The sequence below is a fragment of the Micromonospora wenchangensis genome, assembly GCF_002210435.1.
GTDB lineage: Bacteria > Actinomycetota > Actinomycetes > Mycobacteriales > Micromonosporaceae > Micromonospora > Micromonospora wenchangensis.
Genome location: NZ_MZMV01000059.1, coordinates 1 through 15194, shown reverse-complemented (window position 1 = coordinate 15194; position 15194 = coordinate 1). Strand labels below are relative to the sequence as shown.

General features: G+C 72.9%; 9 protein-coding genes. 4 read left to right on the top strand and 5 right to left on the bottom strand.

Going from position 1 to position 15194, the window contains the following annotated elements:
• Positions 1-34: 34 nt before the first annotated feature.
• Positions 35-1867 (bottom strand): RICIN domain-containing protein, encoded by a 1833-nt coding sequence (locus B5D80_RS26175; RefSeq protein ID WP_211291655.1) that lies wholly within the window; start codon positions 1865-1867, stop codon positions 35-37.
• Positions 1868-2194: 327 nt separating this feature from the next.
• Here B5D80_RS26175 and B5D80_RS26170 point away from each other — a divergent pair, with 327 nt between their 5' ends.
• The gene (locus B5D80_RS26170; protein WP_088646612.1) at positions 2195-3925 is read left to right on the top strand and encodes an amylo-alpha-1,6-glucosidase; all 1731 of its coding nucleotides are present in this window, start codon (positions 2195-2197) and stop codon (positions 3923-3925) included.
• Between the two features lie 116 nt (positions 3926-4041).
• Here B5D80_RS26170 and B5D80_RS26165 read toward each other — a convergent pair whose 3' ends face one another.
• Positions 4042-5055: a LacI family DNA-binding transcriptional regulator gene (locus tag B5D80_RS26165; protein ID WP_088646611.1), complete on the bottom strand. Its 1014-nt coding sequence runs from the start codon at positions 5053-5055 to the stop codon at positions 4042-4044.
• A 368-nt stretch (positions 5056-5423) separates the two neighbouring features.
• Here B5D80_RS26165 and B5D80_RS26160 point away from each other — a divergent pair, with 368 nt between their 5' ends.
• The gene (locus B5D80_RS26160) at positions 5424-6869 is read left to right on the top strand and encodes an arabinofuranosidase catalytic domain-containing protein (protein WP_245854990.1); all 1446 of its coding nucleotides are present in this window, start codon (positions 5424-5426) and stop codon (positions 6867-6869) included.
• A gap of 257 nt (positions 6870-7126) precedes the next feature.
• Positions 7127-9364 carry an ATP-binding protein gene (locus B5D80_RS26155; protein WP_158224241.1) on the top strand — a complete coding sequence of 746 codons (2238 nt, stop codon included), beginning with the start codon at positions 7127-7129 and terminating at the stop codon, positions 9362-9364.
• 3 nt (positions 9365-9367) lie between these two features.
• On the opposite strand, the gene B5D80_RS26150 is transcribed toward B5D80_RS26155, so the two are convergent.
• On the bottom strand, positions 9368-10495 hold the full coding sequence (locus B5D80_RS26150) for a helix-turn-helix domain-containing protein (RefSeq protein WP_088646608.1): 1128 nt from the start codon (positions 10493-10495) through the stop codon (positions 9368-9370).
• Positions 10496-10659: 164 nt separating this feature from the next.
• Positions 10660-12129: an RICIN domain-containing protein gene (locus tag B5D80_RS26145; RefSeq protein WP_088646607.1), complete on the bottom strand. Its 1470-nt coding sequence runs from the start codon at positions 12127-12129 to the stop codon at positions 10660-10662.
• Between the two features lie 482 nt (positions 12130-12611).
• On the opposite strand from B5D80_RS26145, the gene B5D80_RS26140 reads away from it, so the two are divergent.
• A complete protein-coding gene (locus B5D80_RS26140) occupies positions 12612-13502 on the top strand; it encodes a hypothetical protein (RefSeq protein ID WP_088646606.1) in 891 nt (296 codons plus the stop codon).
• Between the two features lie 73 nt (positions 13503-13575).
• Here the strand turns inward: B5D80_RS26140 and B5D80_RS26135 are convergent, their stop codons facing one another.
• Positions 13576-15135: a class I SAM-dependent methyltransferase gene (locus B5D80_RS26135; protein WP_088646605.1), complete on the bottom strand. Its 1560-nt coding sequence runs from the start codon at positions 15133-15135 to the stop codon at positions 13576-13578.
• Positions 15136-15194: the final 59 nt, after the last annotated feature.

Sequence of the window (15194 nt, the reverse complement as noted above, 5' to 3'; positions counted from 1 at the left end):
GCCTTGCGGCACCCGACCCGGAGGCGGGGCGGGTCTACCGGCCCCAGACGCGCCAGGTCTGGTTCAGCGGGCTGCTCTGGCCGACCGGCTTGCAGGTCCACTGCAGGATCCGCGCCCCGGCGGCGGTCGAGACCCCGTTGACGTCGACGCACTTGTTGCTGTGCCGGGCGACGAGCTGGTAGTCGTGGGAGTCGTTGCCCCCGTAGGTCACCCGGCGCAGGGTGAACTGCTGGCTGGGGCCGTTCTGGCAGGTCCACTGCTGCACGGCCGCGCCGTCGGCGGTGGACGCCCCGCTGACGTCCAGGCACTTGCCGCTCTGCTGGTTGACCACGGTGTACGTGTCGGCCACCCCGGCGACCGGGCGGAAGTTCCAGAGCTGCTGGTCACCGCCCTCGCAGGGGAACTGCTGCTGGGGGTTGCCGTCGGCGGTGCCCGGGCCGGTGTTGTCCAGGCACTGCTGGGAGTGCTGGGCCACCGCGACCGAGGTGAAACCGGTGTCCGAGGGCGGCAGCACGGTGACCGTGTACGTGTCGTTCTGGTTGCCGTACGGCAGGGTCACCGAGGCGGCGTTGTTGGTCAGCGTGAGCACGGTGTTCGACACCGTGACCGGTCCCTGCACCGCGCCACCGTTGTTGTACGGGATGCGCTGGGTGAGCACCCGCACCTGGTTGTTCTGCACGATGCCGCTGGTGGCGTCCAGCCGTTGCAGGTTGACGGTCAGGTTGCCGGTGGTCCGACCGCCGCCGACCAGCACCTTCGCCACCCCGGTCGCCCTGGTGGCGAAGGCGTCGTAGGACGGGCTGGGGGTCACCGCGACGATCTGTCCGGTCTGTGCGGCGTAGTAGCGGTAGACCCACCACTCGCCCTTGGGCTGGTGCTGGCCGGCGGCGTTGCGCACCAGCAGGTTGCCCAGGTCGTTGTGCAGGTTGCCGGCGCTGGCCCAGTTCGCCCGTAGCCCGTCCGCGCGGGCCCGTTCCAGCCGGGCGACGTACCAGGCGCCGTCCGCCGGGTTCTGCTCGTTGGACGCGCCGTACTCGTTGATCTGGTACGGCCGGGGGTGGGCGATGCCGCGTGGGTCGAGGGTGGCGTTGGCGGCGGCGACGTTGGCGACCGGGTCGCCGGGCAGCGCGTGCCAGCTGACGATGTCCGGCACCGTGTTGGTGGAGCGGACGAAGTCCAGGTACTGGTTCCAGAACGCGTGGTTGGTCGACGGCACGCAGGCGCAGCTCGGGCCGACGATGAGCTGGTCGGGGAACTCCGCCCGCAGCCGCTGGTAGGTGCGTCGCCACAGTTCGAGGTACTGGGAGATCGGGCGGTTCCAGAAGATGGTGATGTTGGGTTCGTTCCAGATGTCCCACTGCACCCTCAGCCCGGCCGCCCGGACGTCGCCGATGAGCCGGGTCAGGAAGGCGTCGTAGTCGGTCCAGTTGCCGTTGTCACCGGGGAACCGGGAGATCCCCGCGCCGTCCGCGCCCCACAGGTCGTGCGGCAGGATGATGAACTGACCGCCCAGGGCGGCGGTGCGCCGGGCCTGGGCGAGCGTGGCGTTCCACCGGCGGTCGTAGTTTCCGCCGACCCAGCCGCTGCCGGGCAGTTGTGCGCCGCCGGCCCGCATGTACTGGAACCTGACGTCCCGGTAGAAGTGGTCGGCCGGGCCGCTGGCGTTCTCGGTCATGCCGTAGATCCAGCCGGAGGCCCGGTAGGTGGGGGTGCCGTCGGCGCTGGCGAAGTTGACGCTGATCGACTCGTCGGCGGCCCGGGCCGGGGCGGCGGCGACGGTGGTGGCGGCGACGACGAGCAGGCCGACGGCGATCCGGGTGGCGATCGCGCGGGCTCGTCCGGGCCGGCGGTGGGACGGGGTGTTCACGGCGGCTCCTTGTGGGGCGTGGGGACGCTCTCCGGGAGGGCTTCGCATGCGAATCGATTCGCAGGGATCGTAGGGTGACACGATGAAGGATGTCAATGTAATGACGGTCCGGTGAAGTGGATGTTTCCGCCGGCGATCTGCCCTCAGGTCACCCCTGCCGCCCGGCTGCTCCGGGCCGGCCGGGCAGCTCCTTGACCGCCGGGCGCGGGCGGACCTAATGTTCGTGCGAATCGATTCGACAACTCGGTTCCGTCGTGCGCCCCCGGCGACCCCGACGTGGCACCGTCGAAGGCTGACCACCCGAACCACGAAAGGGCGTCACCCGACATGACCGTCGCACCGTCCGGCCCGGAGTTCTCCCTCCAGGACGTCCCGTTCAGCTACCGCGGCTCCTGGCTCGGCATCTCCCCGGTGGTGGCCGAGAAGACGTACGCCGACGACCTGCACCTGGTCTCCCACCAGACCGGCATGCACCCGGTGCTGCGCCTGGCCCCGCACGCCGACGCCACGGTCGTCGCCACCCCCGCGCTGCTCACCTGGCGCGCCGGCGACGGCCGGATCGACGTCTGCTACCAGGGGCCGGACACCCTCCGGCTGCGGGGCCGGGGGCTCGGCCTGCGGATCGCCGCCGCCGCGGGCACCCTCACCCCGTTCAGCGGCACCTACCTCTACCGCGACCCGGTCGACGGATCGGCCGTGTTCACCTCCTACGAGACGGGCCGCCGCTACCGGGTCACCGGGCTGTCCGCCCGGCTGCCCGACGTCGTGGGCGGCGAGGCGCTCGGCGTCGCCGACCGGTGGCTGGACCTCCCCGCCGACCGGCCCTGGGAGATCGCGATCGAGGAGTACGCCACCGCCCGGCCCCCCTACCGGCCGGCCGGCACCTTCGACGAGCTGTGCCGCGAACGCAGCGCCGAGTTCGCCACCTTCGTCGACGCGGTCGCCCCCTGGCGCGACGCCGACACCCCCGCCGCCGAACTGGCCGCGTACGTGCTGTGGTCGGCCACCGTCGAGCCGGCCGGCTTCGTCACCCGGCCGGCCGTGCTGATGTCCAAGCACTGGATGGACAAGGTGTGGAGCTGGGACCACTGCTTCAACGCGATCGCCCTGGCCGCCGGCGAACCCGACCTGGCCTGGCACCAGTTCCACCTGCCGTTCGACCACCAGGACGCCGCCGGTGCCCTGCCCGACTCGGTCACCCACTCCGAGGTGCTGCACAACTTCGTCAAGCCACCCGTGCACGGCTGGGCCCTGGGTCAGCTGCGCCGCCGGCTGCCCACCCCGCCGGACCGAACGGCGCTGGCCCAGACGTACGACCGGCTGGCCCGGTGGACCCGGTTCTGGCTGGACGCCCGTCGTGCCCCCGGCAGCGACCTGCCCCACTACCAGCACGGCAACGACAGCGGCTGGGACAACGCCACCACCTTCGACGACGGCCGGGTCCTGGAGACCGCCGACCTCGCCGCCCTCCTGGTCGTCCAACTGCGCTGCCTGGCCGACCTCGCCACCGAGCTGGGCCGGCCGGCCGCCGGCTGGTCCGCCGAGGCCGACCGGGTCCGGGCCGCCCTGCTGCGCGACCTGTGGGACGGCGAACGCTTCACCGCCCGCAGCCCGCACACCGGGCGACGCCGGGCCAGCCGCAGCCTGCTCGACCTGATGCCCGTCACCCTCGGCGACGACCTGCCCGCCCCGGTCGCCGGGGCACTGGCCCGGGGCGTCGCGGCCCACCTGACGACCCACGGGCTGGCCACCGAACCGACCGACTCGCCGCACTACCTCGCCGACGGCTACTGGCGGGGCCCGATCTGGGCACCCTCCACCATGCTGGTCGAGGACGGGCTGCGCCGGGCCGGGCAGACCGCGCTGGCCGACGAGATCAGCAGGCGGTTCCTGGCCCTGTGCGAGAAGTCCGGGTTCGCCGAGAACTTCGACGCCGAGACCGGCGCGGGGCTGCGCGACCGGGCGTACACCTGGACGGCCAGCAGCTACCTCAGCCTCGCCGCCGCGCAGCAGGAACGCCGGGCGGCGTCGGCGGGTCCGGGGCCGTGCGGCGCGTGAACCGCGCGCCGGGCCCGGCAGGGCGGGGTCCTGGCGCGGGGACGTCCGGCGTGCGGTGTGACGGCTGCCCCGGCCCGCGACCGGGACGGCTGCGGCTGCGGGAGGCCGGAGTCGGGTCAGCGGGGTCGGACCGGGCCGGTGCTGGAGCGCAGCGAGACGGGTGGCGCGTAGAGCCGGTGCCGGGGCGGGCCGCCGGGCGCGGCGATCAGCTCCAGCAGCAGCGACACCGCCTCGGCGCCCATCTGGCGCATCGGCACGTCGGCGGCGGTCAGCGGGGGGTGGAAATCCTCCGCCCAGTGCTGGGCGGCGACTCCGGTGACGGAGAAGTCGCCAGGCACCGAGAGGCCGGCGGCGCTCAACGCCCGCTGCATGCCGGGCAGCGCCGCCTCGTTGATGGTGGCCACCGCCGTGACCTCCGGATGCGCCGCCAGCAGTTGCGCCACGCACGCCTCGCCGGAGGGCGTGTCGTCGCCGCAGCAGACGTCGACACCGGTCAGGCCCCGCTCGGCGACCGCCGTCCGGAAGCCGGCCAGGGCGCGGTGGCTCGGGCCGTAACCCGCCGCGACCAGCTCGGCGGACCGGTTCACCAGGGCCACCTGGCGGTGTCCCAGGTCGGCCAGATGGTGTACGCAGCGGGAGATCAACGTCGCGTAGTCGACGTCGATCCAGCTCATCGCGCGCGGGTCGGCCGTCCGACCGATCGTCACGAACGGCACTCCCGCCGTCGCCAGCCGGGTCACCCGGTCGTCGGTCAGCCGGATCTCCATCAGCACCACCCCGTCCACCCGCCGCCCGGTGACGATCCGCTCGAAGGACCGGTCGTGGTCGCCGCCGGACGGGGAGAGCAGCACGTCCAGATCGTGCCGGGCCGCCGCCTCGACGACGCTGGCGACGAAGCCCAACTGCATGTCGGTCAGGCGCTGGCTGGCCGGCGGGATGACCAGCCCGAGGGTGCGGGTGCGCCCCTCCTTCAACGCGCGGGCGCTGGCGTTCGGCCGGTAGCCCAGCTCGTCGATCACCGCCTGGATCCGTTGCCGGGTCGTCGCCGACACGGCCCGCTTCCCACTCAACACGTAGGACACGGTGCTGCGGGACACTCCGGCCCGCCGGGCGATCTCCCCGATGTTCATGCCCGCCCTCAAGCCGAATTCCGCCACCGACGCGGGAATGCGCCGTGTTTCCCGTGGAGCATAGCCGTACGGCAATTCCCCACGGGGCAGGAACAGTTCCGCCGCCACCCCCGGCGGCAATCCGCCGACGCCCGGCGTTCCGTGGGGCGCAGGTCGGAGCGGACAGGGCCTGCGGGGTGGCGCAATATATCGACGGAAGTTAATGTTAAAGATCTGACGTTTTATGTCAGGAGTAGGCACGGCTGACTGATCGGTTCCGTACCCCCGGTCGTTCGGACGCGAAGCGCAGCCGTGCCGCAGGCAGCCACCACCGCACCCGTACCGTTCCGGAGAGGGATTCGATGAAGGTGAAGAGAAGGCCCAGTCGTATGACGATCGCCGTGGCGACGATGGCGACCCTCGCCGTCGTCAGCGGCGGCTCCGTGGTGGCCGACGCGCCGGGCGCGCGGGCCGCGACCACCGGCCCGTGCGACATCTACGCCGCGGGCGGGACGCCGTGCGTGGCCGCGCACAGCACCACCCGCGCCCTGTACGGCGCGTACAACGGGCCGCTGTACCAGGTACGCCGGACGTCGGACAACACCACCCGGGACGTCGGGGTGCTGAGCGCGGGCGGCGTCGTCAACGCCGCGACCCAGGACTCCTTCTGCGCCAACACGAGCTGCGTGATCACGATCATCTACGACCAGTCGGGCCGCAACAACCGCCTCACCCAGGCGCCCGGCGGCTACTGGCCCGGCCCCGCGCCGGGCGGCTGGGACAACCTGGCCGACGCGAAGGCGGCCCCGATCACGGTCGGCGGCCAGAAGGCGTACGGCGTCTACGTCTCGCCCGGCACCGGCTACCGCAACAACAACACCAACGGCGTCGCCACCGGTGACCAGCCCGAGGGCATCTACGCCGTCGTCGACGGCACCCACTACAACCAGTGGTGTTGTTTCGACTACGGCAATGCGCAGACCGACGGCCAGGCCGACTCGCCGGCCATCATGGAGACGGTCTACTTCGGCGCCAACAAGCAGTGGGGATACGGTGCCGGCGCCGGCCCGTGGGTCATGGCCGATCTGGAGTGGGGGTTGTTCTCCGGGGTGAACGCCGGTTACAACAACATCGCGTCCATCAACCACCGTTTCGTGACCGCCATGGTCAAAGGCGAGCCGAACCACTGGGCGATCCGCGGTGGCAACGCACAGTCGGGCGGCCTGACGACCTATTTCGACGGGCGGCGGCCCAACGGATACCACCCGATGAAGAAGGAGGGCGCGATTCTGCTCGGCATCGGCGGCGACAACAGCGTCTCCGGCCGGGGCACCTTCTTCGAGGGCGTGCTGACCTCGGGTTACCCGTTGCCGGCCACGGAGGACGCGGTGCAGGCGAACATCGCCGGGGCGGGATACGCACCGGCCGGTGGCGGCACCCCGGCGCAGAGCGTCCAACTCGTGGGCACCCAGTCGGGCCGCTGTGTCGACGTGCCGAACGGCAGCACCACCAACGGCACGCAGGTCCAGCTGTGGGACTGCACGGGCGGGACCGCGCAGCGCTTCACCCGCACGGCGGGTGGGCAGCTCCAGGTCTCGGGCAGCAAGTGTCTCGACGCCTCCGGGCAGGGCACCGGCAACGGCACCAAGGTGATCATCTGGGACTGTCACGAGGGTGCCAACCAGCAGTGGAACGTCAACGCCAACGGCACCGTCACCGGCGTGCAGTCGGGTCTCTGCCTGGACGCCGCCAACGCGGCCACGGCCAACGGCACCAAACTCGTTCTCTGGGCCTGCAACGGGCAACAGAACCAGCAGTGGAGCCTGCGTAGCTGACCGCCACGCCACAACCGGCAGGTCGGGCCGGTGTATCGAGATGGGGGAGTACGGCGGCCCGCAGCAGCACGCCCATCCGTGCCACGGCGGCCGGTGGCAGTCGGTCGAAAGCCACGGTCCGCGCGGGAACCAGGTGTCGCTGCGGCTCGACGACGAATACCAGACGTGGCGGTTACATGGTCGGTGATCCGACCCATGCGGTAAGTCACTGGTCCATGTCTGGCACCGCGGGTCGGTGATCTGTGAGGGTGTGCCCGGTGAACCCGATACCGAGCACACCCGCACAGCCGTCGCTGGGCACCGTGCTGCGGGCCCACCGGCTGGCGGCGGGCCTGTCGATCGAGGGGCTCGCCGAGCGCTGCGGGATCAGTGTCCGGGCGATCAGCGACATCGAGCGCGACCGGGTCCGCCGCCCGCAGCGGCGTACCCTGACCGTCCTGTGTGACGTCCTCGACGTGCCGGACGACGCCCGCCGCCGGCTGGTCGAGGCCACCTCCGCCCGACCCGCCGGCTGCGAGCCGCCCGACCCGCCGCGCCACTTCACCGGCCGTTCGGCGACGCTGGGTGCCCTCGGCGACCTCGCACGCCGGCCGCCGGGCGACCGGCAGCAGGCCACCGTGGCCGTCGTCACCGGGCCCGCCGGGGTGGGCAAGACCAGCCTCGCGGCACGGGCCGCGACCGACCTGGCCCCGGAGTTCCCCGACGGCCGGTTCTTCGTCGACCTGCGCGGCATGGACGACGTCCCCCTGCCGCCCGGCGAGGCGCTGCACCTGCTGTTGCGCGCCCTCGGGGTGCCCGAACGGCGCATTCCCGCCGGGCTCGACGAGCGGGCCACGGCCTACCGGTCGGTGCTCTGCCAGCGCCGGGCCCTGGTGGTGTGGGACAACGCCGCCGACGAGGCCCAGGCGAGGCCGCTGCTGCCCGGGGCCGGGCCGGGTCTCGTGCTGTTCACCAGCAGGCGACGGCTCAGCGGCCTGGACGCCGCCCGGTGGCTGTCCCTGGAACCGCTGCCGGCCGAGGAGTCGACCGCGATGCTGCGGGCCATCGCCGCGCCCGACGCCGTCGCCGACCCGACCGGGTGGGCGGAGCTGGCCCGGCACTGTGGACACATGCCGCTCGCCCTGCGCGTCACCGGGCAACGGCTGTCCGACGAGCCGGGGCTGTCGGTGGGGGAGCTGAACCGACGGTTCACCGGCGAACAGGCCCGGCTCACGGTGATCGACGCCGGGGCCGCCGGCATCCACACCGCGCTGAGCCTGTCGTACCGGCGGCTCGGGGTGGACCTGCGGCGCACCTTCCGGCGGCTGTCCCTGATGCCCGGCCCGGACTTCGGCCCGGACCCGGTCGCCGTGGTCGGCGACGCCGACGTCGAGGAGACCGAGCGGCGGCTGGAGGCCCTGGTCGAGAGCGGCCTGGTGGCCGCCGTGCCGGCGGACCGGTACGGGCTGCACGACCTGGTCCGGGAGTTCGCCGCCGACCGGATGACCGCCGAGGAGCCGGCGACGACCGGCCCGTTGCGGACCACCCTGATGCGCTGGTGGCTGGCCCGCACCACGGCCGCCGGGCAGCACTTCGAGCCGGGCGGACCGGCGTCGCCGACGGAGTTCCCGGACCGGACGGCGGCGGCCGGCTGGCTCGACGCCGAGCGGGGCAACTGGTTCGCGGCGCTGCGCTCCGCCGCCGCCGAGGGCCTGCACGGGCAGGTGGTGGACACCGTCGACGCGCTGCACTGGTTCTCCGACAGCCGGGTGCACCTCGACGTCTGGCCGGAGGTCTTCCGGTGGTCCGCCGACTCCGCCGCCCGGCTGGGCGACCCCCGCACCGAGGCGGTCCACCTCAACTACCTGTCCTGGGCCCAGGCGATCTGCCAACGCGAGTACGCGCGCAGCGTCGCCACCGCCACCCGGGCGCTGGACCGGGCCGTCCGCGCGGGCGACCCGGCCCAGCAGGGCTGGGCACTGCTCTACGCCGCCAGCGGCCACACCGGGCTGGGCGAGCACGCGGCGGCGCTGCGGCACCGGCAGCGGGCCTGGGTGATGCTGCGCCGCGCGGCCGACCCGGAGGGGCTGCCGCAGGCGATGGCCTCCCTCGGGTCCTCCCTCCTGGCGCTGGGCAGACCCACCGAGGCGCTGCGGGTGCACGAGCGGACACGACGGTTGCTGCGCGATCCGCGCCACCCGATCGCGGCCTTCGCCCGGGCCTCCACCGACGCGTTGACCTGCCGACGCATCGGCGACGACCTCGCCGCCCTCGGCCGGTGGCCGGAGTGCGTCGCGGTCCGGCGGGAGGCCGTGGCCGGGTTACGCGCGAGCGCGATGCCGGCGATCGAGGCGCTGGCCCTGGTGGAGCTGGTGGAGGCGCTGCGCCGTACCGGGGCGACCCGGCCGGCCCCGGCGTACCTGGCGCGGGCGATCGGGTTGGCCGACGACTGTGACGACCCGGATCTGGCCCGCCGGGCCGGCGACCTGCTCGCCGAGTTGTCCGGGGCCGGTTGAGCGTCAGGTGCCGGGCACCACCCGGGCGAAGGCGTTGACCAGCGGATGCGGCCGGTATCGGTGGTCCCGGCCGGGGGTGAGCCAGCCCCGTTCGGCCAGATCGAGGAACCCCGCCTCGGCGGGCGCGGGCCCGACCAGCCGGGGCAGCAGCCGCAGGGCGCGCCGGGCCGGCGACGGCAACCCGGCGTACGCCCGCTCGAAGGCGTCGCGGACCGACAGGTCACCGGCGACCAGCGCGCCGAGCACCCGGTCCGGCCGGGTCAACCGGTCGATGAGCCACTGCGCGCTCCACTGCGGCCGGGTCAGCAGCCGGTTCGCGGTCACCCGCAGGGCCAGCGGCAGGCCGGCGCAGCAGGCGGCCAGTTCGGCCACCGCCGGGGCGGGGGTGCTGCCCTCCACCATGGCGGTCAGCGCGGCCCGCGCGTCGGCCGGCGGCAGCGGCGGCACCAGCCGTCGGTCGGCCTCCGGCAGTTCCGCCAGCGGCGGGCCACCGGTGACCAGGGTGACGGCGGCGGCGTCCGCGGGGAGCAGCGGCCCGACCTGGCGGGTGGCCCGGACGCCGTCCAGCACCACCAGCATCCGCCGGGCGCGCACCAGGTCGCGGTACGCCCCAAGGGCCACCGGGTCCGATCCGGTCGACGCCGGCGCGGCGGCCGGTAGCAGCCGTCGCGCGATCGTGGCGGCGGTGGCGTCCCCGACCGGGCCGAGGAAGCGCACCCCGTCGGGGAACCGGTCGGCCAGCCGGGTGGCCGCCTGGACGGCCAGCGTCGTCGTGCCCACCCCGGGCAGGCCGATCAGCTGCACCGCCCGGCTGTGGCCCAGCCGGGCGGTCAGCCAGGCGAGGTCGGCGTGGCGTCCGGTGAAGTGGGGCGTCACCCCGGGCAGCCCGGTGACCCCGCCGACCTGCTCGTCGGCGGCGCGGAGCCGGCCGGTGCCGGGTCCGTCCAGGCCCAGGGCGGTGCCCAGCGCCCGCAGGGTGCCGGGGTGCGGGCGGCGGATCGTGTGTCGCTCGATCCCGCCGATGGTGCGGACGCTCACCCCGGACCGGGCGGCGAGTTCCTCGATGGTCAGTCCGGCGGCGGTCCGCAGTGACCGGAGCCGGTGGAGCTGTTCCTGCGTGTTGTCCCGCACCCCGTACCCCCGCGAGGACGTCTGTTGTCCGGTCCAGTAGACGTCGCCGGAAGACCACGCGGGGTGAGGGAATCGTCACACCGGGTTCCGGTGCTGGTGGGGTGCGGGGCGGTGGTCGTCCGCCGTCCCGGCCTGCGGGAGGCGGGACGGCGGACGGGGCGTGCTCAGGCGACGCCGACGCGCTGCCACTGCTGGTTGGCACCGGTGCCGCAGGTGTACTGGATCACCCGGGCGCCGTCGGCGGTGGAGTAGCCGGTGACGTCGAGGCACCTGCCGCTGTGCCGGGCCACGAACTGGACGTAGCCGGAGCCCGCGTCGCGGACCTGCCACTGCTGGTCGGTACGCCCCGACTGGCAGCCGAACTGCTGCACCGCGGCGCTGTCGGCGGTGGACCCGCCGGCCACGGTGAGGCACTTGTCGCTGTGCCGGGCGACGATCTGGACGTAGCCGGAGCCGGCGTCGCGGAGCTGCCACTGCTGGTTGGTGCCGCTGTTGCAGGCGTACTGGGCCACGGCGGCGGCGTCGGCGGTGGACCGGTCGAGCACGTCCAGGCACTTGCCGCTGTGCCGGGCGCGCAGTGAGTCGAAGGCGTAGCCGCCGTTGACCCCGGAGACCACTCCGGTGGCGGTGTCGATGGTGAGTTGCGGGTACCAGCTCATGGTCAGCGAGGTGGCGGTGGGGAAGTTCAGCGGCAGCCAGACGTACCGGGACTGGTTGACCGGGCCGCCCGTCGCGCCGGCCCACCGGTCGCCGAGGTAGAGGTACGAGGTGGCGGCGCTGCCCTGCACCGGCAGCACGTACGCCGACTGGGAGTCGTAGGTGGTGCCGTCGGCGAAGTTGGTCGGGTTGGTCCAGGTGCCGCCGACGCTGCTGGCGGTGGCGTACCGGCCCTGGTTGGGCGACCAGCCGGTGGCTCCCGAGGTGACCAGGAAGTAGACCCCGTTGCGTTTGAACATCGCCGGGGCCTCGCGGTAGTTGTCCGGCCACAGCGTCCGCACCAGCGACGCGACCCCGGTGTAGTCGGCGGTGAGCCGGTAGATGTTCAGGTCGGCGTTGTTGCGGGTGGCCGAGATCAGGTACGCGGTGCCGTCGTCGTCGCGGAACACCGTCTGGTCCCGGGAGTCGTGGCCCAGCGGCCGGAAGCTGCCCAGGTAGCGGTAGTTGCCGTCGACCGTGCTGGAGGTGGCCACGGCGACCCGGGCCTGGTTGTAGTCGACGCCGTTCTCCCAGTGCATCCAGAGCACGTACTGGCCGGTGCCGGCGTTGTAGATCACCTTGGGGCGTTCGATGTTCGCCGTCGCCAGCTCACCGGCCGAGGACTGGGTGAGCACGTTGTTGCGGAACTCCCAGGTGCGCAGGTCGGTCGAGCGGTAGACCGACACGTACCGGAAGGTGTTGTTGTCGTTGCGGTTCTCGCCGAACCAGTAGTAGTAGTCGCCCACCTTGATCATGCCGCCGCCGTGGGCGTGCACGCCGGCGCCGGCGGTGTCGGTGAACTGCGTGCCGTTGACCACGGTGACGGGTGCGGCCCGCGCGGCGGGGGCGGTGAGGGTCAGCGGGGCGAGCACGGCCACGCAGGCGGCGAGGGCGAGGACGATCCGGCGGAGGGTGGTGGGGTGGGGCGCGGCAGGCATGGGCCGCCTCCTCGTGCGGTGGACGTGGGGTGCCCGCCGGGACGTGCGGGACCTTTTCATGAGCCTCACGATAAGCCGAGCCACCGCTACATGCCCATACTTCGATGTGATGAACATCGATATGTAGCGGGTGGGTGGGAGATCCGCGCCACGTCGGCGGTTGGAGTGGTCGTCGCGCTTGTCGAGATCGTGATGCATGATCTACGTCACATTGTGAACCCTTCTCGCGGTCTCCGGCACGGAAGGCGCGTTCCGGGCGGAATCCCTTTTCCGCGCCCCACATTTGCTGCCGAAGCCACCCGCGACGGGCCGGTGGGCGGCCGGACGGATCGCATCTCGCCACGGAACGTAGCCGGTGCCCACCCGCCCGTGGTCGGCCGGGGTTCGTTGCCGTCCGACAACGAGCGCCTCGGTTTGTGCCGCTCACTACCCTGACCGATGATCCAGTGCCTGGGTACCGTCGACAGCGATAAGGGCTTCAGATGAGCAACAGTCACCCTCCGTACGGAGAACAGCCGGATCCGAACGTCACCCCGTGGAGCGGGCCACCGGCCCCGTCCGCCGGCTACCCGGCGTACGGCCAGCCCGGCCAGGCCCCGCAGTACGGTCAGGCCCCGCAGTTCGGCCAGGCCCCGCAGTTCGGTGTTCCCGTGCCGCCGCAGAAGTCGAACCGGGGCCTGGTCATCGGCCTCATCATCGGCGCGGTGGTCCTCATCCTCGCGCTCTGCGGCGCCGGCATCGGGCTCGCCCTGGTCGGCAACGACGACGAGCCCGACCCGACCCCGACGCCGAGCGCGACCGCCGCCGACCCGGGGCCCGGCACGGACACCTCGTCCACCCCGCAGCCGTCCGAGCCGCCCACCGAGCAGCCGAACAACAACAACGCGGTGACCGCGCGCTACTCCAGCGACATGTCCGCGGTCTGCGACGGCAGCCCGATCCTCAACGCGGCCACCTACAGCGGCCCGGCCACCGCCAAGGCGTACGTCTTCTCCAACAACCCGGAGCGGCCGACGTTCTGGTCGTCGAAGATCGTCGGCTCCGACAAGCGGTACTACGCCAAGTCGGCCGACTTCGCCACGGTCTCGGTGGTCGGCTGCATGTCGATGGTCCCGGGCAGCGAGGGCGCGCCCAAGCAGTGCGACTACAAGGCGAGCGACGGCAAGAACGTCAGCGTCTCCTACATCTCCTCGCGCTACCAGCTGACCTTCTACGCGGCGAAGACCGCGGAGAAGATCGGCGACGGCGGGGTCGTCAACGCCCCGGCGACCCGGTGCCCGAGCTTCATCTCGTACAACAAGACGACGATGAAGGCGTACGCGGCGCCGGACAGCGGCACCATCGAGGCCGCGCTGGACAAGTTCCTGTCCTGATCCGGCCCCTGACGGCGGTGCCGGGGGCGGGGGATCCCTCCCGCCCCCGGCCTTCCGTCCCTCCGCCGCCTGATCAGGTGTTGACCGGCCGGCGGGCGACCAGCAGCACGTGCGTCACCGGCCAGTCCAGCGGCGCCCCCTCCACGGTCGACAGCGCCGCGGTCGGCGCGAGCCGGTGGGTGACGATCCAGTCGTTGCGGTACGGACCGCTGGCCGGGTCGACCTCGAACCCCACGTCGGCCAGCAGGGCCTTCCAGTCGGCCCACTCCAGCCCGCAGAACTCCTCCTGCGTCTCGGACAACCAGTTGTCGGTGTAGTCCTTGCGGGTGAGGAAGTCCATCGCCGCGCCGAGCGGCAGCTCGACCACCGCGCCGGTGCCGTCGTCGACCGGGCGGAACCCGAACGGGAACCGGTAGTCGACGGCGAACTGGTCCAGCCGGGCCCGCGTGGACAGCCCGGCGAGGTGCGCGGCCACCTGGTCGGCCGGCAGTGACGCCAGATCCTCGCGGGGCCGGGCCGGGTTCGCCCCGTCGGTCGTCGACAGCCGCAGCCGTACCGTCAGGTCCCGGCCGTCCGGCCCGCAGACGTCACTGTTGATCCACACCCCGCCGGGCACCGTGTGGTCGTAGATGGCCTGCACGAACCGGCGCAGCGACGCCATCCGGTCGCCGTAGGACCAGATCTCGTGGGTCAGCGCGAAGGTCATCGTGGTGTCCACCGAGCGGGGCGCGAACACCGCCCCGCCGAGCACGTTGCGGCGGTAGAAGAAGACGTTCGGGTTGGTGAAGACCCCCTGCGCCTTCTTGTGCACGCACTCCTCGTACAGGTGCCGGGCCACCTCGACCCCGATCAGGTCGCTCTCCCGCAGCGCCGGCTCCCGGTCGGCCAGCTCCAGCACCGCGCCCGCGCCGCAGCCGACGTCGACGATCCGGCCGGGCCGCACGTGCTCGCGCACCGCCGCCCACTTGCGCTGCGCCGCGTCGGCGAACGCCTCGGCGTACGTCCGGTAGTCGCGGGTGGCGGTCAGCCCGCCCTCGTCCCCGACGACCGGATCGTTGACCACCGAACGGACCAGGTCGTCGAGCCGGTAGCGGGAGTACACGTCGAGGGTCGCCGGGTGGGCCAGCTCCCGCCAGGACGGGTCGTCGGCGGCCAGCCGCAGCAGCACGTCCCAGGGCCGGGCCGGTGCCGGGTCGACGTCGGCCTCCACCCCGGCGATGGGGAACCCCAGCCTCGCGTACATGGCGGCGACCTGCGGCGTCGAACAGGCGACCACGGTGTTCGCCGGGGTCAGGTCCAGGCCGGCGGCGGCCGCCACGTTCTTGAGCGTCACCTCGGCGAACCTGTCGGTCTCGGCGGTGTCGAAGACCGGCACCACCACCGACCGCAGCCCGGCCAGCACGCTGAACCGTTCGATCGCCGCCTCCCGCCGGTGGTAGGGGACCGGGTTGCGGCGGGTGTTCTCGTGGTTGGCCGAGGTGACCGCCCACACCACGGTCACCCCGTCGTCCCCGGTGGCCCGGTCGCCGTCCGGGGTGTCGTGGTCACCGGCGGTGGCGAGCCGGTGCAGATAGTCGGCCTGGAACCGGGTCAGCAGGTGATGTCGGCCGGGAAACAGCAGGTAGCGGGGCATGCGATGTTCCTAGCCGACGCGTCCTGCCCGGCGTCGCGCGGGGTGCCGGGACGGTCGGG

Bases quoted from the DNA above. Each gene is read 5' to 3' on its own strand.
- B5D80_RS26170 (WP_088646612.1), top strand. From the start codon at position 2,195: ATGACCGTCGCACCGTCCGGCCCGGAGTTCTCCCTCCAGGACGTCCCG.
- B5D80_RS26165 (WP_088646611.1), bottom strand. From the start codon at position 5,055: ATGAACATCGGGGAGATCGCCCGGCGGGCCGGAGTGTCCCGCAGCACC.
- B5D80_RS26160 (WP_245854990.1), top strand. From the start codon at position 5,424: ATGACGATCGCCGTGGCGACGATGGCGACCCTCGCCGTCGTCAGCGGC.
- B5D80_RS26145 (WP_088646607.1), bottom strand. From the start codon at position 12,129: ATGCCTGCCGCGCCCCACCCCACCACCCTCCGCCGGATCGTCCTCGCC.
- B5D80_RS26140 (WP_088646606.1), top strand. From the start codon at position 12,612: ATGAGCAACAGTCACCCTCCGTACGGAGAACAGCCGGATCCGAACGTC.
- B5D80_RS26135 (WP_088646605.1), bottom strand. From the start codon at position 15,135: ATGCCCCGCTACCTGCTGTTTCCCGGCCGACATCACCTGCTGACCCGG.